The sequence below is a fragment of the Streptomyces sp. NPDC057424 genome, from assembly GCF_042803315.1.
Taxonomy (GTDB): Bacteria; Actinomycetota; Actinomycetes; order Streptomycetales; family Streptomycetaceae; genus Streptomyces.
Genome location: NZ_JBHVCP010000029.1, coordinates 72,863 through 95,340, shown reverse-complemented (window position 1 = coordinate 95,340; position 22,478 = coordinate 72,863). Strand labels below are relative to the sequence as shown.

Below are 22,478 nucleotides of genomic sequence, written 5' to 3'. Positions count from 1 at the left end.
GCGCAGCCCCACCCGTCAGGCCGGATCCTCGACGAGGTCGGACGGGCCGACCGTGTTCGGTGTCGCATGCCCCGAGAGGGCGAGCGTGAGGTCGAGTTCGGCGAGCAGGCAGCGGATGACGTGTTCGACGCCTGACCGGCCGTCGAGGCCGAGGCCGTAGACGTAAGGGCGGCCCACGAGGACCGCGCGGGCGCCGAGGGCGAGGGCCTTGACGATGTCGGCACCGGTGCGGACGCCGCTGTCGAAGAGGACGGTGAGCCGGTCGCTCACGGCTTCCACCACGCGGGGGAGCGCGTCGGCCGCCGCGACGGAGCCGGCCACCTGGCGCCCGCCGTGGTTGGAGACGACCACGCCGTCCATGCCGGCGTCCGCGGCCAGCCGCGCGTCGTCCGGGTGCAGGACGCCCTTGAGGACGATCGGGCCGTCCCAGTTCTCCCGCAGGAACGCCAGGTCGGGCCAGCCCTTGGCCGGGTCCGAGAACATCCCGACGAAGTGCATCACGGCCGCGTTCGGATCCTCGTGCACCGGTTTGGCCAGACCAGCCTGGAAGGCAGGGTCCGAGAAGTAGTTGGCCGTGCCGACACCGTGCAGGAAGGGCAGGTACGCCTGGTCGAGATCGCGCGGACGCCACGACAGCAGCGGCGTGTCCAGAGTGACGACCAGCACGCTGAACCCGGCCGCCTTCGCCCGGTCCAGGAAGCTGCGGGCCACTTCCGGGTCCTTCGGCCAGTACAGCTGGAACCAGCGCTCGGCGTCCCCCATCGCCTCGGCGACCTGCTCCATGGGCGTGCTGGACGCGGACGACAGGATGTACGGCACGCCCTGCGCGGCGGCGGCCCGGGCCGCGGCGGACTCGGCGTCCGGATGCATGATCGACAGCACGCCGACCGGGGCCAGCGCGAGGGGGGCCGGGAGGGCACGGCCCAGCACCTCGACCGACAGGTCCCGCTCGTGCACGTCACGCAGCATGCGGGGCACGATCCGGCGGCGCTCCAGGGCCGTCCGGTTGGCGCGGGCCGTGCTCCCGTCGCCCGCGCTGCCCGCGACATAGCCGACCGGGCCGGGCCCGAGCCGCTGCTCGGTGAGCTCCTCCAGCCGGGTCAGATCGGTGGACAGCCGCGGTACGGCGCCCGTCATCCCGGTCAGATAGATCTCGTACTGGAAGTCCGCCCAGTGCTTGCCCACCGTACGCCCGCCTCTCGTCGTCTCCTCGTCGAGACCGTGCCGTACGGCCGACGATACCGAGCGGTATGCGTGCCGGCGGATCAGGCCCGGGCCGCCGCCGCGCACAGCACCCGGGCCAGTGCGCGCGGCTGCGAGAACGTCGGCCAGTGCCCGGTGTCCAGCTCCACCAGCTCCCAGCTGTCGCTCCCGAGGGCCGCGGCCGCCGCCGGCATCGGCTCGTCCCCGTCGAGGAGGCACTTCACATACGTGGCCGGGAGCTCGCCGAGGGGACGGGCGAGGACGGCCGGCTCGGTCAGTGTGACACCGGGGTGCGGTGTCGAGCCGCCCACGATCCGGGTGATCTGCTCGTCCGTCAGCCCCTGCCCGGCGTAGTCCTCGGGGCCCGGCGGCGGCCAGTACCCGGCATGGCCGTCGATCGCCCGCCGTACGTGGTCGCTGGGCCAGCCCGACAGGAACGACTCCCCGTCCACCGGCACGTTCGCGTCGACCAACACCACGCGCCGCAGCCGGTCGCCGATCCGCTCGCCGGCCTGCCCGGCCGGGATGCCCGCGTAGCTGTGCCCGACCAGGACGACGTCCCGCAGATCGAGGCGCTCCACCTTCTCGACGATGTCCCGGACGTGCGTCTGCTGCCCCGCCGGCTGGGTGCTCCGCCTCTCGGCGAGGCCCGTCAGCGTCAGCCCATGGACGTCATGCCCGGCGGCGCGCAGCTCCGCGTCCACCTCGACCCATGCCCACGCCCCGAGCCAGGTCCCTGCCACCAGTACGAAGTCGGCCATGCGGGCAATGTAGCCGGAGGGTCCGACAACGCCCCTCCCGCGCCGGGCCCGCGGAGCGCCCGGGGTTCGGGAACGGCCTCAGCGGCGTCCGTGGTCACCCCTGGTCGTTCGCGTGGTCCGCGCCCGCTGCGGGGCTTGGCCCGGTGTCCGGTCCCTGGGCCCTGACGCGCTGCACGTGCTCCAGCGAGTCGCGCAACTCCGCGAGCCAGTCGTCCGTATGGCGCTGGACCAGGCGCACGCACCAGGCCAGCGCGTCGCTGCGGCTGCGGGCCACGCCGCCGGCGATCAGGGTGTCCAGGACCTGGCGCTCCGGCTGGCGCAGCCGTGTCATGACCGGCGCGGCCACGCGCGTGAAGAGCGTCCGCCGCCCGCCGCACTCCACGCCCCAGGACACCTTCCGGCGGAACCGGTGCTCGGCTTCCCGTGCCACTGCCATCCGGTCCTCGCGGGTGCGCTCCCGGAACTCCTGTGCCCGGCTCTCCAGAGCCGCCTCCCTCTCGGCGGCCGGGGCGTCCTCGGCCAGCCGGGGTGCGGGGATGCGGCCGATCACGGTGATCTCCTCGCGGTCGACCGTGATCTCGGTCAGTTCCTCGAAAAGGTCGTCGGGCAGACGGCCTGCGAACCAGCCGCGGAGCTTCTCTCTCTGCTCGGTCGTAATCATGTAATGACGATTACTCGGCCGATCCATGAACACAAGGGGTCGCAAAGCAGTCGGCCGAGAGCGGAATCGGAATGTTTCAGGCCTATTAACGAACGTACGGATATCAGCCATCTGGCCGCTTCGTGACCCCGGGGACCGTGCGGTTACGGGCTTCACCCGCGCGGATTCCGTAACTTCACGCCACTGATTCAATACGCAATGTTACTGAAACCCGTGGGGTCGATGTGTGTTTCCACGGCGGACTCGGCAGACTCGCGCTCGCCGCTCCGGGCACCGACCGAGCACGGGCCGGCACACCCTGTAATCGATGCGGAAGGATGCACACAATGCGGAACACCGCGCGCTGGGTCTTGACCCTCGGCCTGACGGCCACCGCCGTCTGCGGCCCCCTCTCCGGGGCCGCGCTCGCCACCCCGGGTCAGGACCCCACCGCGCTCTACGCCCCGTCGGCCCTCGTCCTCACGGTGGGCCATGGCGAGAGCGCGATCACAGCGACACCGGAACGCGCGGTCACCCTGACCTGTGCCCCGACCCCCGCCGGCACGCACCCGGCGGCCGGCCCGGCCTGCGCGGAACTGCGCGGCGTCGGCGGTGACTTCGACGCCCTCACCGCGAAGGACGGCGTGTGGTGCACCAAGCAGTACGACCCCGTGGTCGTCACCGTCGACGGCGTCTGGCAGGGCAAGCGCGTCTCCTACGAGCGCACCTTCTCCAACGACTGCATGAAGAACGCCTACGGGACGGGCGTCTTCTCCTTCTGAGAGGGCTGCGCCCACAGACCGGGATCGCACTGAGTCCGTGAAGCACAACGGGCCGTGGCTGGGGAGCCGGGCCGTTGTCACGGGAAGCCGCGATCTCGCGCAAGGGGGCCGGCGGGCGGAGTGGGGCCGCCCGCCGGCCCCTGGGCGTTTCCGTCCGGGGCCTTGGGGGTCCTTTCCCTGTGAGCGTCCGATCAGGTCGCGTGGTGCCAGGCCGCGCGACCCGGGGGCATAGGGAAAGGACCCCTTAGGCCCGCTCGCGGTGGCTCGTGTCGCACCACGGAAAGCGGCGGCTGCGGCGGCAGGTGCACAGGGCCACGCGGAAGCGGTCGGAGGTGACGACGGTGCCGTCCTCCAGCTCCACCTCCACAGGGCCCTCCATCAGCAGCGGGCCCTTGCGCTGGACGGTGACGCGGCGGGGCGTGGCGGACCGGTCAGACGGGGAGTTCGGCACGGACGACCACCAGCTCTTCCTTGTCATCGGCGGCGGACAGCAGCCCCCGCTCCCGCAGCCAGCCTTCCCGGCCGCGCAGGACCGGCCCGAGCGCGATCCGGCGCCGACGGGTCACGGCGGCCTTCAGGCCGGCCGTGCGCAACCGCCCGACGGTCAGGTCCGGGCCGCTGAGTGCCGACTGCACGAGAAGCAGCACCCCGCCCGGCCGCAGCCGGCCGGGCGCCTCCCGGCAGATCCGGTCGACGACCAGCCGCCCGTCGCCGCCCGCGTCCCAGGCCCGGGCCGTGCCTCGCGGCGGCCTGCGATGACCGTCCGGCGCCGGTACGTACGGCGGATTGGCCAGGATCAGTTCGAACGCTTCTCCGCGCACGGGTTCGAAGAGGTTCCCGTGCCGGATGCGGACCGGGAGCCCCGCCACCCGGGCGTTCAGCCGCGCGGCCCACACAGCGCTCCAGGACACGTCCACGGCGGTCACACGGCTGCCCCGGCGCGCGGCCTCCAGGGCTAGGGCACCACTGCCGGTGCCCACGTCGAGAACCCGCGCGCCCGGAGGCAGCGGCTCGTCGGACAGGGCACCGGCCAGCAGCTCGGTGTCCTCCTGCGGGGCGTAGACGCCCGGGGGTACCAGTGCCATCACGGACGCCGAGTACCCCGGCCATCAGGAGATATGAGTTACTTCCCGGGTAAGCGGTGCATACAGTGACGAACGTGACGCACGCCAGTCGGTGAGCAGCCGGGCGCCGAAGCGCTCCTCGACGAACTCGGTGGCGTCGATGCCGAAGGCCACGTCCGGGGCGAGATGCGGCTCTCCTTCCAGCAGCCCGCCGATGACGTCGTGACGCACCACCTGCTCGTGGACCGCGTCCGCCTCGACGTGCTCGTCGTAGAAGTGCTCGGCGGCGGGCCCGGCGCCCGTGCGGCGCATCGCCTCGGCGAGCCGCCGCGACCCCGGTGACGAGGTGATCTCGACCGTCGCGAAGTGGCCGACGAGGGCGCCTCTGAGGGCCCGGTGCAGTCCGAAGAGGGACATCATGTTCACGGAGACCAGAGCCTCGGCGGACGCCGCGTCGAGGTAGCGGCCGTACGTGGTGTCCAGGCCCAGGTCCGTCATGAGGCCGGCGAACAGGCAGGCGTGTACGCGGTCGGCCCGGCCGGCGCCCCACTCGTCGAACTCCACGGCCGCCATCGCCGCCTTCGCCCGGCCGTACAGCCTCGGCAGCACCCAGGCGTGCGGGTCCGCCTCCTTGAGGTGGTAGAGGGAGCGCTGGGCCGCGTACTCGCGCACCTGCCACAGCTCGCCCTCGTCACGCAGGAAGTGGCTGACACCGGTGCCGTCGACGGGCTCGACCAGCAGGCCGGCCAGTGCCTCCTCCACGCCGTCGTGGACGGACGCGTCGGCGCGCAGCGCGGACAGGAAGCGGTGCTCCACGGCCGCGCGGACGCGCAGCAGATCGGGGTCCCACTCGCGCTCCGCGGGGACGCCCGCGAAGCCGCGGTAGTGCAGCTCGTAGCACAGGTACAGGGCGAGCTGGAGGTCGCCGCCGTACACCTCGGCGCGGGCGACCTCCTCGAGGCGGGGCAGACGGCCCGCCCCGCGCAGCCAGGCGTCGACACCCCTGCTCAGCGGGCCGCGCGGGGTGGGCAGTCGTGGTCCGTCGTGCTCCATGCACGCCGGGTACCCGCCCGGCGGCCGAGGTCACCCGGCGCGTGGGACCCGCCCCGGCGGCGGACCGTCCGGCCTCGCGTCAGTCCCCCTCGGCCTGCTCCTGCGCACGCGTGTTGGGGGTGACGGCCTCCCCGGCCTCGCCCCGGTGGCGGCGCTGCCCGGCGGAGTCCCGGGTGCGGATCTCGGCGTCCTCGACCTCCCGCAGCACCTCCTCGAGCGCCGTCTCGGGCGGTTTGCCCTGCTGCTCCTCGTTCCGGTCGTGGTCCTTGTGCTGGGACACGGGGGTCTCCTTCCTCTGTTCGGTACGTCCCGTCACGGGCATGGGCGGTTCAGCCGGAGGCGGTGGCGATGCGCAGCGGCACCGGATCGGGCGGGGCGGCCTCCTCACTGCGGCGGGCGACCTCCGCCCACCAGGAAGAGCCGTCCTCGAGGTGACGCAGCAGCACCCCTTCGCGGATCGCCCAGGGGCAGACCGTGACGGCCTTGATGCCGGTCAGCTTCAGTGCGGTGTGCCCGACCACCGCTCCCGCCAGGCTCTGTGCGGCGCGCGGTGCGGAGACGCCGGGCAGGTGCGCGCGTTCGGCGGCGGGCAGCGCGGCGAGTTGCGTGATCGCCGCACGCAGCTCGGAACGGTGCATCTGCCGGTCCACGAACGGACCGTGCCGTCCGGGCGCCGCGCCGCACAGCCGCCCCAGCTGCTGGAAGGTGCGGGAGGTGGCGACCGCGGTGCGCGGGCCCTCCCAGCGGATCCGCGCCGCGACGTCCCGCAGCTGATGGCGGACCTTGCGGCGCAACGCCCGTACCCGCTCCGGGGAGGGTGGGTCCTCGTCCTCGAAGAACTCGTGCGTCAGCCGCCGCGCGCCCAGCGGCAATGACGCCACGAAATCGGGTAACCGGCCGCGCCCGAAGGCGACTTCGAGCGTGCCGCCACCGATGTCGAGCAGGGCGAGCGGCCCCGACCGCCAGCCCATCCAGCGCCGGGCCGCGAGGAACGTCAGTTCGGCCTCCACCTCGCCCGGCAGGGTGCACAGGTCGACTCCCGTACGGGCGCGGACGGTGCGCAGCACCTCCTGCCGGTTCGGCGCGTTGCGCACCACGGCGGTCGCGAACGCCGGCGGCCCGGCTGCACCCCACCGGGTGGCGGTCCGGCTCGCCTCGGCCACCGCGTCGACGAGTTGTCCCACGGCCCGCTCCGGGATGGGTCCCCCCGGTGTGACCTGCTCGGACAGCCTGAGCCGCCACTTGGCGGTGTGCACGGGCAGCGGCACCCCGTCCGCCGCGTCCGCGACCACAAGTCTGACCGTGTTCGATCCCACATCCACCACGCTGATTCGCATGCGCGGTGGGTACCCATTTACAGGGCGGGCCAACAGACCGCACGCGCCCTGACGGCGAGGACACGCCACCGTTCGGTCACCGCAACCGGCCGGTCACGCCATCTGGCGCCGTACCAGCTCGTGCAGCCGCCCGTTGGTGTCGGCGAGCAGCCGGGCGGGCGGGCCCTGCTGGATGACCTTGCCCTCCTCCATCACCACGACACGGTCGGCGTCCAGCACGGTCGACAACCGGTGCGCGATGACGACGCGGGTGGCGTTGAGGGCCTTGGTGCTCTCGATGACCGTGCGCTGCGTCTCGTTGTCGAGCGCGCTGGTCGCCTCGTCGAAGAAGAGGATGCGCGGCCGGCGGATCAGAGCCTGGGCGATCATCAGCCGCTGGCGCTGGCCGCCGGAGACGGCACCGCTGCCCGCCACGATGGTGTGCAGACCCATCGGCATCCGCTTGATGTCCTCGGCGAGACCGGCCATCTCGGCCGCCGCCATCGCCTCCTCCGGCGTGTACGGCTCGGTGCCGCAGATGACGTCCAGGATCGATCCGGTGAACGGCTGCGCGTGCTGGAGCACCACACCGCACTGGCGGCGCACCGCCGACTGGTCCAGGGCCGCCAGGTCCTGCCCGTCGTACAGCACGCTGCCCGACACGGGCCGGTCGAAGCCGATCAGCAGGCGCAGCAGCGTCGACTTCCCGCAGCCGCTCGGGCCGACGACCGCGACGAACTCGCCCGGCCGCACCTCGAACGACACGTCGTCCAGGACCAGCGGACCGTCGTCCGAGTAGCGGAAGGACACCCGCCGCGCCTCGATCGCCCCGGTCAGCGGGCCCGGCCGGGTGCTCGCCGTGCGCACCTCGGGTGTCGCGTCCAGCACCGGCTTGATCTGCTCGAACAGCGGCAGCGCGGCCACCGCCGAGACGAACGAGCCGGTCAGCTGGGTGACGGAGGTCAGCAGCATCGTCACGGAGGTGTTGAAGGTGAGGAACGCCGCCGCCGACATCGAGCCCCGGGCCGGACCGGCCAGCAGCATGAACATCAGCAAGGTGCACAGCGGCAGATACACCGCGCCCAGCACCGTCGTGAGGTTCTTGATGCGGCCGACCTTCTGCTGGAGCTCCCGGCTGCGCGCGAACTCCGACGCCCACGCGGCGTACGCGTAGTTCTCGGCCGCGGCCACCCGCAGCTTGGGCAGACCCCGCAGCGTCTGGAACGCCTGGTTGTTGAGCTTGTTGGAGAGCACCACCAGCCGCCGCTGCCAGCGCACCTGCCACAACCCGAGCCCCAGGAACACCGCCGCGATGACGACGAGCATGCCGATCGCGGCCATCGCCATCGGCACGCTGAACCACAGCAGCAGCCCGAGGTTCATCGCCCCGACCGTCAGCGACTGGGCGACCGTCGGCCCGACTCCGGCCAGCAGCCGCCGGATCGAGCTGATGCCCATGGCCGCGCTGGCCAGTTCGCCCGTGGAGCGCTCGGTGAAGAACTTCGTCGGCAGTCTCAGCAGCCGGTCCCACACGGCCGGCTGGAGTGTGGCCTCGATCCGGCCCTCCAGCCGCAGGATGGTCAGGTTCTGCAACAGCATGAAGGCCGCCGCCACGACACTGCTCAGCATCACCGCGAGGCACACCTGCACGATCAGGTCCGTCTGTGCCTTCGGCACGAACTCGCCCAGCACCTTGCCGGTCGCGATCGGGACCAGGGCGCCGATCGCCACCGTGATCAGGCCGCTGAGCAGCAGACCGGTCAGGTCGCCGCGCATGCCCTGCATACAGAACCGCAGCAGCCTCAGCGGACTGAGTCCCCGCTCCGGCAGCGGACGGTAGAACATCACCGCGCGCGGCTCGAACTCGTCGGCGTTGGCCTTCTCGACCGGCGTCTCACGCCCGGTCGACGGATGCACCGCGACATAGCCGCCGCGCCGCCACAGCAGCGCAACCGGCGCACCCGACAAGGCCCGTTGGCCGACCAGCGGCCCCACGTTGTCCCGCCACCAGCGGCCGTCGAGCCGTACGGCCCGGGTGCGGACGCGGGAGGCCAGGGCGACCTGCTCGACCGGGTCGAGACGGTCGCCGCCGGTGCCCTTCTGGGTCGGCTCGGTGATCCGGATCCCGGCAGCCTGCCCGACCAGCTTGCAGGCCGCGTACGTGGCGTCCGCGTCGGCCGCGGTCGTGCGCTTCGAGGAGCGTTTGCCGATGGAGGCGAGCAGCGTCCGGTCGGCCTGGGCGCGCACGGCCTCACCGGCCTTGATGCCCTCGGCCGTGCGCGTCTCGTGGGTGCGCTCCAGCTGTTCGATCCAGCGGTCCAGCGTGGTCAGCAGCCGGTACTGCTGGTCGACCATGGACTGCCACAGCGCGGGGTCCATCAGCAGGTCGGCCGCGGCCTCCGCGCCGTACAGCGAGCCGTACTGCACGCTGCCCGGCGGCACCTGCATCCAGAACACGTCGTCGTCCTCCCCCACGCTCGAATACGCTCGCGCGGGGGGACCCCCAGGCGCGACGACCCGCTCGGTGGCCATCGGCGCCTGGAAGAGGATGGACAGACTGCGGCCGACGCCGAGGGAGAGCGCGTACTCCAGCGGACTCGTCGCCGGCGGCACGTACTGCGGGTTGCCGTACTCGTCGTACGACCAGCTGGCGGTGCTGGCCGGCTGGTACAGCTCGCGCAGGCCGATGCGGTGCACCACGCAGTCCCGCAGCGGCCGGGCCACCAGGGTGTGCTGCGGCCCCGGCACCGGGCCGAGCACCAGCGAGCCCGCCTCCAGCCGCCCCAGATGGTGCCAGTGGCCCTGCTGCCCGGCGTCGACCGCGAACAGGTCCACGGCACCGGACGCCACCAGCCACAGCACCTGCGGGCCTTCGAGGTCGAGGCGGTTGAACCCGGCGCAGTCGACGCGCGAGCCCATCTGCCCGAAGGCGCCCAGCACGAGGTCGCCGTCGTGCCCTTCGTGAACGGCCGTCATCTCACCGCTCCCTGACCAGTGCCGCGTACGCGCCGCCGCGAGCCACCAGGTCCTCGTGCCGTCCCCGCTCCACGATCGTGCCGTGCTGCAGGACGACGATCTCGTCGCTGTCGCGCACGGTGCTCAGCCGGTGCGCGATCACCACACAGGCGCAGCCGCGCCGGCGCAGGTTGTCCATCACGACCTGCTCGGTCTCCGCGTCCAGCGCGCTCGTCACCTCGTCGAGCACCAGGATGCTCGGGCGGCGCACCAGCGCCCGCGCGATCTCCAGGCGCTGACGCTGCCCGCCGGAGAAGTTGCGGCCGTCCTGTTCCACCTTGCTGTGGATGCCGCCCGGCCGGCGGGTGATCACGTCGTACAGGGCGGCGTCGCGCAGCGCGTCCTCCACCGCGTCGTCGGGGATCGACGGGTCCCACAGCGCCACGTTGTCGCGGACCGTGCCCTCGAAGAGGAACACGTCCTGGTCGACGAAGGAGACCGAGGAGGCCAGCGCTCCGCGCGGGATGTCCTCGATGCGCTGCCCGTCGATGCGGATCACGCCCTCCCACGGCGCGTACAGCCCGGAGATCATCCGGGACACCGTGGACTTGCCGCTGCCCGAGCCGCCGACCAGCGCCACCTGCTGCCCGGGACCGACCGTCAGGTCGAAGCCGGTCAGCAGGGGCTTGTCGAGCGGGCTGTAGCCGAACGTGATGTTCTCCAGCTCGACATGGCCTTGCAGGCGGCGCGTGGACTCGCTCGCGCCGGGCCGGCCGTAGAGCGGGTCGGCCTTGAAGTTCTCCACGTCCTTCAGCCGGGCCACGTCCGCCGCGAAGTCCTGGATACGGCCCGCGACGCCGTTCAGCCGGGTCAGCGGGGCCGTGAACCGGGTGACCAGGGCCTGGAAGGCGACCAGCAGACCGACCGAGATGTGTCCCTCGACCGCCCGCATGCCGCCGATCCACAGGATCAGCGCGCTGTTGAGGGTGGCGAGCGTCGGCGCGACCACGCCCAGCCAGGCGCTCGGCACGCCGAGCCGCTGCTGCTCCTCCAGGGTGGTGGCGTGCTGCCCGGCCCACTTGCGGAAGTAGCCGTCCTCGCCGCCGGTCGCCTTCATCGTCTCGATCAGCTGAAGGCCCGTGTAGGCGGTGTTGGTGAGCCGGGCCGTGTCCGCGCGCAGCTTCGCCGTGCGGGTCGCCCGCAGCCGGATGACGACCCGCATGGCGACGATGTTCAGCAGGGCCACGCCGATGCCGACGAAGGTGAGCTGCGGGTCGTAGGTGTAGAGCAGCACCGCGTACAGCACGACCACGATCGCGTCCACGCCCGCCGCCGCGAGGTCCCGGGACAGGGTCTCGGACACCGCGTCGTTGGACTGCAGGCGTTGCACCAGGTCGGCCGGGCTGCGCTGGGAGAAGAACGTGACCGGCAGCCGCAGCAGATGCCGCAGGAAGCGGGCGCTGGAGAGGGTGGAGGAGATGATGCGACCGCGCAGCAGGTTGGCCTGCTGGAGCCAGGTCAGCACGACCGTGAGCAGCACGCACGCCGCCATCGACGGGAAGAGCACGCCGAGCAGCGAGGTCTGGTTGCCGATCAGGAACTCGTCGATGTAGGTGCGGCTCAGCGCGGGCACCGCCGCACCGACCGCCACGAGCAGCAGACTCGCCAGCACCGCCGCGGGCATCGTGCCCGCCGTGCCGCGCAGCCGGGCCGGCATCGCGCCCAGGACACCGGGCTTGCGACCGCCCCGGGCGAAGTCCTCACCGGGCTCCATCACCAGGACGACACCGGTGAAGCTGCCGTCGAACTCCTCCACGGGGACGAACCGGCGGCCCTTGCCGGGGTCGTTGATGTAGACGCCGCGGCGGCCGAAGCGGCGGCCCATGCCGTCGTAGACGACGTAGTGGTTGAACTCCCAGAACAGGATGGCCGGCGAGGTCACCTCGGCCAGGGCGGCGAGGTCCATCTGCATGCCCTTGGCCGTCAGGCCGTAAGAACGCGCCGCCTTCAGGAGGTTGCTGGCACGCGAGCCGTCCCGGGAGACGCCGCAGGCGATACGCAGTTCCTCCAGCGGGACGTGCTTGCCGTGGTGGCCGAGCACCATCGCCAGGGAGGCGGCGCCGCACTCGACGGCCTCCATCTGGAGCACGGTGGGCGTGCGGACGGTCTTCGCCCGGGCCTTGGGCACCTTGCGCTTGGGTGGGGCGGCGCGCCGTCTGCTCCGGGGCTCCTGCGCGGTCGAGCTCATGGCAGCAGCCAGTCGACGGGTCGCTGGTCCGACAGCCGGATCGATCCGGAGGCCAGCGTCATGGAGGTCAGCTTGTACGGGGGCCCGTCCGCGGAGGACCACTCGTAGCCGCTCTTCGTGGCGGACGACTTGTCCAGCCGGACCGTCACGGCCACCGGCCTGCCCTTCTTCGTGAACTGCTCGCCCAGCTGGCTGTCCCCGAGGAACGCGGCGATCTGCTGTGGGGACTGGGCCGAGCGGTCCACCGACTTCACATGGCCGCGCAGCACGCCGTACTCCTGGGTCGGCACCGACTGCACGCTCAGGTCCACAGCCGCGTCGCCGGGGATCGAGGCGGCGTTCTCGGCGGGCACGTACACGGTCGCGTAGAGCGGATCACCGGCGTGGGCGACCTTCTCGACGGCTGCGACGTTCGCGCCGGTCTGGATGATCTGCCCGACGGTGGCCGCGAGCGCCGAGACACGGCCCGCGTCGAGCGTGCGGACGACCGCTTCTCCCCGGCTCGTACGGACCTTGAGTACGGGGGAGTCCGCGGGCACCTGCTCGCCCTGCTTGGCGAGCACCGCGGTGACCTGGCCCGCTACCGGGCTCTGGAGGAGGTAACTGCCCTGCCCGTGCGTGATGATGGCGGGTGCGCTGACGGTGGAGGCCACCGAGCCGGTCACCGCCCACACCGAGGCGGCCGCCATCGCGACCACCGTCACCGAGAGCACGAGCCAGCCCTGCGGGCGGGCGAAACGCACCGGGAGGTCGAGTTCCTCCGGAGACTGGAGCTTGGCGAGGGCCTGTTGGCGGAACTGCAAGGGGCTTCCCTCACCGGTGGAAGAGGAGCGTACGGAACCCGAAGAACCCGGAACCGCCGGCTGCGGCTCCGGGACTCAACGGCACTGGGGCTCGATCAGAGACCGGAGACCAGGTTGGTGACCGGGGTGGTGTTCAGGCCGGTGACACCCTCGACGGTGCCGACGGCCGTGTCGACCAGGCCGGAGACCGGAGCAATGCCGTTCACCGTGTCGGTGACGGTGTTCACGGCGTTCACGGACAGGCCGCCGGAGACGGCGTCGAGCTCGGCGTCGGCGATCTCGGCGGTCTCAACCTGGGGGGTGGAGTTCATGATGGAACTTCCCTTCATATGGATATCTCACAAGGGGGGAGCGGCCCCCTCTGGGGGACAGATGACGGCCGCGACCGCGAGCACCGGGCACCCGTCTCCGAATGCCCTGAGCGGCCCCCGCGGTGCGATGGATCAAAGCACGCTGCGGCTCCGCGCTTCCAATCAACCACCCTCCTCACCAGGGAACTTGCGCCCCAGCGGCACCGATCCGTGCAGGTCTGTGCACCGCTTGGCGGCGAGTTCTTCACATGCGGCACCGCATCGGCGCATCCAGGCCCTTGTCTCGCGGGGCCGCGAATCCGGCACTCCCGCCCCAAAGGCGTGACCGAGGCGACCAGGGTGTGGACAACCCAATTTTCGGTGACCGGGTTGAGCATTCGATGTGCAGATTCCCTGAAGCCGGGATTCGGCTCCGTGATGTCAACCGATCGTTCCCGGGTGGATACGGAGCGTTCCGTTCCGCCCTGCCGGGGCGGCGTCCGTTGCTGAAGGGCCGTCATCCGGCCATGGCGCCCCGCGGGCCGGCCGGGCCCGCCCTCCTGGACCGCCCCCTGTGAACAGGGCGGTCGGGGACCGCGCGGTCGGTGTGCGGCCGACGGGAGTTGGCTGATTCCGCGATGCGAAGGGATCACTTGCAAACGGAATTGAACGCCCCGTGTGGCCCGTGCGTACCAACAGCCATCCAGGCGCCCCCCAGAAGCTGCCGGACGGCGGCACCTACTCCGTTCCCCAGGAGGAGAGAAGTTTGAGTCACAAGCGAATTCCGAAGCGCAAGGCCGCGATAGCGGCGGGCAGCGTGGTGGCGCTCGGCGCGGCCGCGATCCTGCTCCCCAACGCCAACGCCTCCCAGGACGGTTCGTCCGACGACGCGGCGGCCGCGCCGAAGACCCTGAAGGCGGGCGACGCCTCGGATCTCGCCTCGCAGCTCTCCGGGCTCCTCGGTGAGGCGTTCGGCGGCTCCTACTACGACGGCGACAGCCAGCAGCTCGTCGTCAACGTCGTACCGGGCGACAACAACAACGTGATCGTGCAGGCGAAGGCGGCCGGCGCGAAGGTACGAGAGGTCGAGAACAGCTGGTCGGAGCTCCAGGACGGGGCGTCGACGCTGAAGTCCGAGGCGACCATCGCGGGCACCTCCTGGTCGATCGACCCGCGTACCAACAAGCTCCTGGTGACCGCGGACAGCACCGTGACCGGTGCCAAGTGGGACAGACTGGAATCCACCGTGCAGGAGCTCGGCTCCGGCATGGCCACCATCAAGAAGTCCTCCGGGATCTTCAAGCCGTTCGTCTCCGGCGGCGACGCCATCTTCGCGGGCGGCTCGCGCTGCTCCCTCGGCTTCAACGTCACCGCGGGCGACGGCTCGCCCGCCTTCCTGACCGCCGGTCACTGCACCCTCGGCGGCAACGAGTGGTCGGACACTCAGGGCGGCCAGCCGATCGCCACCGTCGACCAGTCCACGTTCCCGGGCGCCGGTGACTTCGCACTCGTGAAGTACGACGACCCGGCGACCGAGGCGCCCAGCGAGGTCAACGCCGGCGGCCAGACCGTCCAGATCACCGAGGCCGCGGAGGCGACCGTCGGCCAGGAGGTCTTCCGGATGGGCAGCACCACCGGGCTCGCCGACGGCCAGGTCCTCGGCCTGGACGCCACGGTCAACTACCCGGAGGGCACCGTCACCGGCCTCATCCAGACCAACGTCTGCGCCGAGCCCGGTGACAGTGGCGGCTCGCTGTTCACCCGGGACGGTCTCGCCATCGGCCTGACCTCCGGCGGCAGCGGTGACTGCACGGTCGGCGGCGAGACGTTCTTCCAGCCGGTGACCACCGCCCTGGAGGCGGTCGGCGCGACCCTCGGCGCGGGCGGCGGTGCCGGTGCCGGTGACGAGGCCGGCGCGGGCCAGGAAGCCGGTGCCGGCGAGGAAGCGGGCGCTGGCGAAGAGGCCGGTGCCGGTGAAGAGGCCGGTGCGGGTGCCGGTGAGGAAGCCGGAGCCGGTCAAGAGGCCGGTGCCGGTGCCGGAGGCGACGAAGCGGGTGCCGGAGCCGGTGCGGGTGCCGGTGCCGGTGCCGGTCAGGACGCGGGTCAGGGCGTCGAGGACAACTCCGGTCTGACCGAGTCCCGCTGACCCCTTCCAAGCCGTCGGCAGCCAATCCGGCGCGGCCGGCCCGGTTCCGCCCCCTTCCAGGCGGGACCGGGCCGGCCCGTCGGCGTTCCCGTCCGGGTGCCGCCGCCCGCCGGCCCTACCGGAGAGCCCTGATCAGCAACAGGGCGATGTCGTCGAGCCGTTCCTCCCCGTCCCGGTGATGAGGCGTCTGGAGGACCAGGTTGTCGGCGAGTTCGTCCAGCGGCAGGTCCCCGGCGTCCGCCAGCCGCCGGCCCAGATCCGCGAGGGCCTCCTCGAAGTCCGTGCCGGGGGACTCGACCAGCCCGTCGGTGTACAGGACGAGCAGCGATCCGGGGGGCAGGGCGACCTCCGTCGTCGGGTACACCGCCGAGGCGTCGATGCCCAGCAGCGGGCCGCCCGCCAGGTCGAGGACGCGCACCTTGCCGTCCGGCCGTCTCAGCAGTGGCGGGGGATGCCCCGCCCGGGACATCACGGCCCGCCCGTGCTCCGGGTCGAGCCGCAGGTAGAGGCAGCTGGCGAACAGGTCGGACCCCAGGTCGAGCAGCAGCCGGTTGGTGCTGCGCATGACCTCCTCGGGCGCCTGTCCCACGGTCGTGTACGCGCGCACCGCGGTGCGGACCTGCCCCATCAGCCCGGCCGCCGTCACGTTGTGGCCCTGGACGTCCCCGATCACCGCCGCCGCCGTCCCCTGGGTGCCGACCAGGTCGTAGAAGTCGCCGCCGATGTCCATGCCCTGAGTGGCCGGGACATAGCGGCCGACCGCCTCGATGCCGGGCAGCGACGGCAGGGAGTGCGGCAGCAGCGCCTCTTGCAGGCCGTGCGCGAGCCGGTGCTTGGCGTCGTAGAGCAGGGCCCGCTCCAGCGCCTGGGCGATCAGCCCGGCCATGCTGGTCATCACCGCCCGCTCCTCCGTCGGGAAGGGGTGCGGCTCGGCATAGCAGAGCACGCACGTCCCCACCGGACGGCCCTGGGCGATCAGCGGCAGAAAAGCCCATGCCGCGAACCCGTCGGGGGTCGCGAGCCGCGCCGGGTACAGGCGCTCCAGCTGCTCCTGTGACTCGAAGAAGGCGGGGACGCCCGTCCGCAGCACCTGGGTGCCGGGTGTCGGCTCGGTCAGGGGCATCCCGTCGAACCGTTCCACCACGTGCGGGTCCCGGTATCCGCGGTGCCCGAGGACCCGCAGCCGGTTCGCCCGCGAGCCCAGCACGACCAGGGCCTGGCTGCCCACCGCCGGGGCGATCTCGTCGGCGACCAGCTGCACCACGTCCTGCACCCCCACCGCCTCGGTGAGGGCACCGGCCAGGTCCAGCACCTGGGAGATGGTGACGAGCCGGGACGGCGCCCCGTCGGGTGGCGGTGCGGTCCGGTTCATCCGGGACACGGCCCTGGACCGGGTGATGCGAACGCTCAGGCCCGTCGTGCTCGGGTACAGCCGGAACGACAGCCACTCGCCGGGCGGGCGCAGCGCCACGAACGACGTGACGTGCTGGCTCAGCAGCGCGGCCCGGTAGCGGTCCTCGTACACCGGGTCGTTGAGCCACGGCACGGACGCCCACAGCTGGGTGCCGAGGAGCCGGCTGACCGGGACGTTCAGCAGCTCGGCCGCCGCCGCGTTCACGAAGCCGACCCGTCCGTGCAGGTCCAGCGAGACCAGCCCGTACGGCAGCCGGCTCACCATCCGCGCCGCCTCGACCGTGCCGAGCGTGCCGGCCATGCCGCCCACCAGGGGCGAGGCGAGCAGATCGGTCTCTGGGTGCGGCGGGATGCTGTGCTCGGCGGCCCGCTCCAGCCGGACCGCCAGCCGGCCGCAGGCCGCGGTCAGATGATCGCGCTCGTGGTCGGACATCTCCGCCGGATGCGCGCCCGGCCAGGTCACGAAGACCGCGCCGTAGACGGTCGACTCGGTGGCGATCGGCACCGCGGCCAGGGCGAACGGGTAGGGCAGCACCACGGCGATCCGCGGATAGTGGCGGGCCATCTGCTCCTCGCCGCCGACCCACACCAGCCGCCGCTCGCGCGCCGCGTCGGAGACCGGGATCGGCGAGCTCAGGCCCACCCGCTCCCAGGGCGCCGCGAACGCCCGGGGCAGACCGGCCATCACCGCCATCTCCAGCACCGGCTGATCCGGTGCCATCAGGTACACCGCGCCGGAGTGGGCGTGCACCTCGTCCATCATCGAGGCCAGTGCCAGGGAGAGCAGGGGACGGCCGACCGGCGTCCTGCCTGCTGCCGGCGCCTGCGCGGACGACTGTCCGTCGGACACGCCGACCACCTCCTCGCACGGCCGCGCCACCGGGTCCAGGAACAAATCTCCCCCCTGACGGCCCGTCCCGCACGACGAGCGGTTCCGGAACGGCTCTGGTTACCGTCGGTCACATGCGCTCTGGCCCGGACGGGGGCGCCCCCCGTACCCCGGCCGCCCCGACCCATGCCCCCGTAGTCGAAGCGTGGCCGGGCGTATGGGCGCTGGGCGTGCGCCCCCGCGCACCCTGATGGCCGGATCTTCGCGCCCACGCAGCGTCACGGTCGCGAACAATGGGGCACGCGCTCAATACGACGAGGGGGCGTACGGCGAGCGGAGGGGGAGGCAGTGATCCGGGTACTTCTGGTGCACGACGAGTGTCTGGTGAGATCGGTGCTGGCGGAGTGGCTGCGGCTGGAGTCCGACCTGGCGGTGCAGGACACGTCGTGGCGCGGCGCGCCGGGCCTGGTGCGGTCGGTCCGGCCGGACGTGTGCGCGGCGGACCTGGAGTGCGCGGACTCCTACGGCATCCCCCCGCTGGGCGAACTGTCCCGGCCGGGGCCGGAGCGCGTGCGCCCGCGATTACTCGTGCTCGCCACCGCGAACCGGCCGGGCCTGCTGAAACGGGCGGTCGAGGCGGGGGCGCTCGGCTACGTCGACAAGGAGGGATCCCCGCAGAACCTGCTGCGCGGGATCCGTCGCGTCGCCGAGGGGGAACGTTTCGTCAACGACTCGCTGGGCTTCGGGTTCCTCAAGGCGGCCGAGATGCCGCTGACCCGCAGAGAACTGAGCGTGTTATCCCTCGCGGCCGAGGGAGCCTCCATCGCCGAGATCGCCGGGAGCCTGCACCTCTCCCACGGGACGGTGCGCAACTACATGGCGGCCATCACCCGCAAGACCGGGGCCCGCAACCGCATCGACGCGATACGCATCTCGCAGGGCCAGGGCTGGCTCTGACCCCCGCCGGGCCGGCGCGGGAGCCCAGCTCCCGACGAGGTCCCGGTACAGCGCGGAGGACCGCATCAGCTGCTCATGGCTGCCGTACGCCGCGCTCCGGCCGTCCATCACCAGAACACGGCCGGCGCGGCGGGCCGAGCTGATGCGGTGGGCCACGACCACCAGGGTCCCGCCCGGCCGCGCGGCGAACGCCCGCTCCGCACGCTCCTCCGTCTCTGGGTCCAGATGGCAGGTCGCCTCGTCCAGCAGGGCGAGCGGGGCGTACGACAGATAGGCCCGGGTCAGCGCGACCAGCTGCCGTTCGCCGGCCGACAGCGCCGCCGGATCGACCCGGGCGCCGAGCCCTCCGAGCCGGTCCGCCAGCGGGGTGAGGCCGACCGCTTCGGCCGCGGCCAGCAGCTCCTCCTCGGGCACCGGGTCCGGACGCAGGTACGCGAGGTTCTCGGCCAGGGTGCCGCCGAACACGTACGCCTCCTGCGGGATGAGCACCCGCTGGGCGGCGGCCTCCGGCCCGGGCACGGAGTGACCGCCGACCTGGAGGGTGCCGTGTGAGGGCATGAGCAGCCCCGCCACGAGTGCGGTGAGCGTGGACTTGCCGGTGCCACTGGGGCCCACGACGGCCAGGTGCGCACCGGGTGGCAGAACGAGGTCGAGATCCCGGACGACGGGAGTACTGGCGGGACCGTACGCGAAGGTGACGGAGGCGAGGGAGAGGGCGGGGGGCGGCTCTTCGGCGGGTTGCCTCCGCGCGGGGCGGGGGAGCGGTGCGCTGCGGCCGTCCTCCGTGGGGGAGGCGCTGCCGTCCGGGCGGGCAGTGCCGGTGTCCTCGGCACCGGCCGGGAGGGGGCCTGCGGTCGGGTGGGGCGGGTCGGCGTGGTGCGCGGCGGTGCCCGCAGGGGTGGTCCGGGCGGCTGGGCGAGGCGTTTCGGCGCCGGTGGGGCGGAGGCTCGCGGCGGGGTGGGGCGGGTCGGCGTCGTCGTCGGCGGTGTCCGTCCGGGTCAGTCTGCGCAGCACCACCGTCAGGCGGGAGCCACTCGTGCCCAGGCCGTGGATCAGGTTGCGCAGGGCCGGGAGCAGGGACTGGGTGACGTAGGCGAGGGCGCCGACCAGGGCGCCGGTGGTGACGCCGTGGGCCAGGAGCCAGGGGGCGGCGGCGAGCAGCAGCACGATCGGCAGCTGGCCGCCGACCGTCAGGGACGCCACGCGCAGCACGCCCCAGTGGGCCAGGGCGCGCGCCGCCCGCAGTTCCGCCTCGACCCGTTCCCCGGTTCCGGCGGCGATGTGCGCCTCCGCGCCGGTGGCCGTGATGTCCCGCAGGCCCGGGCATACGGTGCCGAGGTCACCGGCGAGGGCCTCGTCGGCGAGAAGGAACGTCTCCTGCCGCCGGGCGAGGGGCCGCAGCGTCGCGGCGAACAGCGCCAGGCCGGCGGCCAGTGGCGGCCCCACGACCAGCAGGAGCGGCGGGGCGAGCGCGAACAGGCCCGCCAGGGCACCGACGGCGGTGAACACGAAGGAGCGGGAGACCATGACCAGTCCGGCGAAGGTGTCCCGGGCGATCTCCACCTGCTGAGTGAGCCCGGACAGGGAACCCGTGTCCCCGGTCCGCACGCCGCGCGAGACCACCCGTTCCACGAGCCGGTCCCGGAACGGTTCGACCAGAGCCGCGACGGCGGCGTAGACCCGGGCGGTCCCGTACGCGCCGAGCAGGACACCGATCCCGGTGACCGCCAGCCAGGCCAGTCCGACCTCCGCCCGCCCGCGCAGGAACCCCTCGTCCAGGGCTCGGGCGGGCCCGTACCCGATGAGGAAGGTCTGCCCGGTCTCCAGCACGGACCAGGCGGTGAGCCGCAGCAGGACCCGCCGGCGGGCCAGCAGGAAGCGCAGTCCCCGGGTGGGGAGGCCGCTGGAGGCGGAGGTGTCCTTGCGCGCCGGGACAACGGCGGTCGTACGCATCCGGCCGCTCATGCGGTGACGCCCCTCTGCCCGCCTGCCCCGCCCCGGGCGTCCGGGGCCCGCCGCGAGCCGCCGTCGCCCGCATCCGCGTCGGCGGGGCCCGCCCCGTCCCCGAACACCGCCCGGTACTCCGCGAGTTGCCACAACTCCTCGTGCCGTCCCACCGCCCGCACCCGCCCGCCGTCCAGCCACGCCACGGCGTCGGCGCACGCGGCCGTCGCGCCCCGGTGGGCGACCAGCAGCCGGGTGGTGCCCGGGCCGTCGCCGAACAGGGCGTCGGTGATACGGCGTTCCGTCACCGTGTCGAGGCTGGAGAGGGCGTCGTCGAGGATGAGCAGGCGCCCGCCGTGCGCGAACGCCCGGGCGAGGCCGAGTCGTTGGGACTCGCCGCCGGAGCGCGGGGCGTCGGCGACGGCCGTGCCGTATCCGCCGGGGAGGCGGCGGACGAAGTCGTCCGCGAGGGCCGTGCGGGCCGCCTCGCGGAGCAGGCCCGGGGAGGGGGACGTCAGACCGAGGCCGATCGCCTGCTCGACCGTGCCGCCGAGGAGGGCGGGGCGGGCGAAGGCGTAGCCGACCGCCCCGCGCAGGTCGTCGTGCGTCAGCTCGCGCAGGGGCACACCGTCGAGGAGCACCTCGCCCGCGTCCGGGTCGGTCAGCCGGCCGGCGAGCGCGGCCAGCAGCGACTTGCCCGCTCCGGACCGGCCGACCACGGCCAGGGTCGTGCCGCCCGGCACGTCGAGGTCCACGCCGTCGAGCACCGTGCGTCCGCCGCGCCGGGCCGTCACCCCGCGCAGCTCGAGGCGCCCGGGGCCGTCGGGCAGCCGGCGGGTGCCGAAGGCGGTGGCGGGCTCGGTCTCGACCTCGCCGAGGCGCCGGGCCGCGGCCCGGGCCCGGGCCAGGCCCGCGAGCCGGCCGACCATCACCCCGACGCCCGTGGCGAGCACCGCGTACCGGGAGGCCGCGAGCACCTCGCCCACCGAGAGCCGGTCCCGGGTGAGCAGCACTCCGGCCACGGCGACGACAGCGAGTTGCAGCAGCGGGGCCACGGCGACCGCCCGGGCCGCGGCCCGGCCCTGCACCCGCCACATGCGGTGTCCGGCCCGGGACAGATCGGGCAGCGGCCGCAGCACACGGGCCGTCTCCCGGCCCTCCGTGCCGGCCGCCCGGACGGTGCGGGCTCCTTCGACGGCCTCCGCCAGCGCGGCGGCGATGCGGCCCTGGGCCCGCTGATAGCGCGAGGCGCTCTCGGAGGTGTCCCGGGAGACGGCGCGCAGGAGAAGTACGAGCACGGGGGCGCCGGCGAGGAACACGGCCGCGAGCCACCAGTCGATGAGCCCCAGCGCGACCACCCCGCCGACGGGACCGGCGAGCGCGGCGAGCAGTGCCGCACGGGCCGCCGGAGTGGTGCCCGCCTCGGCGGCGTTGCCCACCAGCCGCGCGACGAGGTCACCGGAGCCGAAACGGTCGGCGGCCCGCGGGCCGGCACCCAGGACGTGCCCGGTCAGCCGGCGGCGCAGCCATGCGGTGCTTCGGGCGTCGACGGTGCCGGTCAGGACGGTCTGGACCGCGTCGAGCAGACCGAGCAGCAGCACGAGGCCGGCGCAGCCGAGCACCCAGCGGGTCGCCGGGGCCTGCGCCAGCAGGAGATCGAGGGCCCGGCCCAGTACGGCCGGCAGCAGCAGTCCGGCACCCGTCGCGGCGATGCTCACCAGGCACAGCGCCACGCAGCGGGACCCGCTGTACCGGGTGGCCGTGCGCAGCAGCGTGCGCGCGTGCCCGGCCGCCGGGTCGTCGTCGGCACGCGAGGTCATACGGGCCTTTCCTGGGGTGGGAAGGACCCCGGGCGGCCCCTCCCCGAAGGGAGGGAGCCGCCCGGAGCGAGCAGACCGTAGATCAGAGACAGAGCAGAACGCTCGCGGCGCTGATGCAGGAGAGCAGGCTCACCGTGCTGTTGCCGCCGCCGTCCGTGCGCTCTTCGGTCTCGATGGTCTGCAGGTCGAGAAGTGCCATGGTGTGTCCTTCCGTTGGGTGTCCGTCCGTGGTCATCCGTGGGGACGGGGTGGTG

The 22,478-nt window shown here is 73.0% G+C and carries 18 protein-coding genes and 1 pseudogene; 3 read left to right on the top strand and 16 right to left on the bottom strand.

The genetic code is table 11. The features are described 5' to 3' along the window. Positions 1-15: 15 nt before the first annotated feature. The 3 genes from ACFU3E_RS22965 to ACFU3E_RS22955 all read right to left on the bottom strand — a co-directional run bounded on the left by ACFU3E_RS22965 (position 16) and on the right by ACFU3E_RS22955 (position 2,625). On the bottom strand, positions 16-1,185 hold the full coding sequence (locus ACFU3E_RS22965; protein WP_384161185.1) for a lactate 2-monooxygenase: 1,170 nt from the start codon (positions 1,183-1,185) through the stop codon (positions 16-18). An 80-nt stretch (positions 1,186-1,265) separates the two neighbouring features. Beyond that, positions 1,266-1,964 (bottom strand): alpha/beta fold hydrolase, encoded by a 699-nt coding sequence (locus tag ACFU3E_RS22960; protein ID WP_384161176.1) that lies wholly within the window; start codon positions 1,962-1,964, stop codon positions 1,266-1,268. 94 nt (positions 1,965-2,058) lie between these two features. Beyond that, complete coding sequence (locus ACFU3E_RS22955; RefSeq protein WP_384161173.1) at positions 2,059-2,625, bottom strand: hypothetical protein; 567 nt, start codon at positions 2,623-2,625, stop codon at positions 2,059-2,061. 326 nt (positions 2,626-2,951) lie between these two features. On the opposite strand from ACFU3E_RS22955, the gene ACFU3E_RS22950 reads away from it, so the two are divergent. Next, positions 2,952-3,386, top strand: a complete 435-nt coding sequence (locus ACFU3E_RS22950; protein WP_384161170.1) for a protease inhibitor — start codon at positions 2,952-2,954, stop codon at positions 3,384-3,386. A 244-nt stretch (positions 3,387-3,630) separates the two neighbouring features. Here the strand turns inward: ACFU3E_RS22950 and ACFU3E_RS22945 are convergent, their stop codons facing one another. The 9 genes from ACFU3E_RS22945 to ACFU3E_RS22905 form a co-directional block, all read right to left on the bottom strand. Continuing rightward, positions 3,631-3,837 (bottom strand): CDGSH iron-sulfur domain-containing protein, encoded by a 207-nt coding sequence (locus tag ACFU3E_RS22945; protein ID WP_384161167.1) that lies wholly within the window; start codon positions 3,835-3,837, stop codon positions 3,631-3,633. Then, complete coding sequence (locus tag ACFU3E_RS22940; protein WP_384161164.1) at positions 3,818-4,471, bottom strand: HemK2/MTQ2 family protein methyltransferase; 654 nt, start codon at positions 4,469-4,471, stop codon at positions 3,818-3,820. Before ACFU3E_RS22940 ends, ACFU3E_RS22945 begins: the two co-directional genes overlap by 20 nt. Before the next feature lie 24 nt (positions 4,472-4,495). Then, positions 4,496-5,503, bottom strand: coding sequence for an iron-containing redox enzyme family protein (locus ACFU3E_RS22935; protein WP_384161161.1), 1,008 nt, complete (start codon positions 5,501-5,503; stop codon positions 4,496-4,498). A gap of 79 nt (positions 5,504-5,582) precedes the next feature. Continuing rightward, positions 5,583-5,783, bottom strand: coding sequence for a hypothetical protein (locus ACFU3E_RS22930; RefSeq protein WP_384161158.1), 201 nt, complete (start codon positions 5,781-5,783; stop codon positions 5,583-5,585). Between the two features lie 49 nt (positions 5,784-5,832). Then, positions 5,833-6,840 carry a Ppx/GppA family phosphatase gene (locus ACFU3E_RS22925; protein ID WP_384161155.1) on the bottom strand — a complete coding sequence of 336 codons (1,008 nt, stop codon included), beginning with the start codon at positions 6,838-6,840 and terminating at the stop codon, positions 5,833-5,835. A 93-nt stretch (positions 6,841-6,933) separates the two neighbouring features. After that, on the bottom strand, positions 6,934-9,795 hold the full coding sequence (locus tag ACFU3E_RS22920) for an NHLP bacteriocin export ABC transporter permease/ATPase subunit (protein ID WP_384161152.1): 2,862 nt from the start codon (positions 9,793-9,795) through the stop codon (positions 6,934-6,936). A gap of 1 nt (position 9,796) precedes the next feature. Further along, a complete protein-coding gene (locus ACFU3E_RS22915) occupies positions 9,797-12,022 on the bottom strand; it encodes an NHLP family bacteriocin export ABC transporter peptidase/permease/ATPase subunit (RefSeq protein ID WP_384161149.1) in 2,226 nt (741 codons plus the stop codon). Next, on the bottom strand, positions 12,019-12,825 hold the full coding sequence (locus ACFU3E_RS22910; RefSeq protein ID WP_384161146.1) for an HlyD family efflux transporter periplasmic adaptor subunit: 807 nt from the start codon (positions 12,823-12,825) through the stop codon (positions 12,019-12,021). The genes ACFU3E_RS22915 and ACFU3E_RS22910 overlap by 4 nt, the downstream gene beginning before the upstream one ends. Positions 12,826-12,920: 95 nt before the next feature. Then, positions 12,921-13,136, bottom strand: coding sequence for a type A2 lantipeptide (locus ACFU3E_RS22905; protein WP_384161143.1), 216 nt, complete (start codon positions 13,134-13,136; stop codon positions 12,921-12,923). A 745-nt stretch (positions 13,137-13,881) separates the two neighbouring features. Between ACFU3E_RS22905 and ACFU3E_RS22900 the strand changes: the two genes are divergently transcribed. After that, a complete protein-coding gene (locus tag ACFU3E_RS22900) occupies positions 13,882-15,261 on the top strand; it encodes a S1 family peptidase (protein ID WP_384161140.1) in 1,380 nt (459 codons plus the stop codon). A 115-nt stretch (positions 15,262-15,376) separates the two neighbouring features. Here the strand turns inward: ACFU3E_RS22900 and ACFU3E_RS22895 are convergent, their stop codons facing one another. Further along, positions 15,377-17,524, bottom strand: coding sequence for a SpoIIE family protein phosphatase (locus tag ACFU3E_RS22895; protein WP_384161137.1), 2,148 nt, complete (start codon positions 17,522-17,524; stop codon positions 15,377-15,379). 327 nt (positions 17,525-17,851) lie between these two features. Between ACFU3E_RS22895 and ACFU3E_RS22890 the strand changes: the two genes are divergently transcribed. After that, positions 17,852-18,460, top strand: a complete 609-nt coding sequence (locus tag ACFU3E_RS22890) for a LuxR C-terminal-related transcriptional regulator (RefSeq protein WP_384161134.1) — start codon at positions 17,852-17,854, stop codon at positions 18,458-18,460. A gap of 243 nt (positions 18,461-18,703) precedes the next feature. On the opposite strand, the pseudogene ACFU3E_RS22885 reads toward ACFU3E_RS22890, so the two are convergent. From ACFU3E_RS22885 to ACFU3E_RS22875, 3 genes and pseudogenes are all read right to left on the bottom strand, one after another. Further along, positions 18,704-19,987, bottom strand: a pseudogene (locus ACFU3E_RS22885) (ATP-binding cassette domain-containing protein); the annotation flags it as partial. 434 nt (positions 19,988-20,421) lie between these two features. After that, positions 20,422-22,224 (bottom strand): ABC transporter ATP-binding protein, encoded by a 1,803-nt coding sequence (locus ACFU3E_RS22880; protein ID WP_384161131.1) that lies wholly within the window; start codon positions 22,222-22,224, stop codon positions 20,422-20,424. 82 nt (positions 22,225-22,306) lie between these two features. Further along, positions 22,307-22,423, bottom strand: a complete 117-nt coding sequence (locus tag ACFU3E_RS22875; protein WP_031113019.1) for a SapB/AmfS family lanthipeptide — start codon at positions 22,421-22,423, stop codon at positions 22,307-22,309. Between the last annotated feature and the right edge of the window lie 55 nt (positions 22,424-22,478).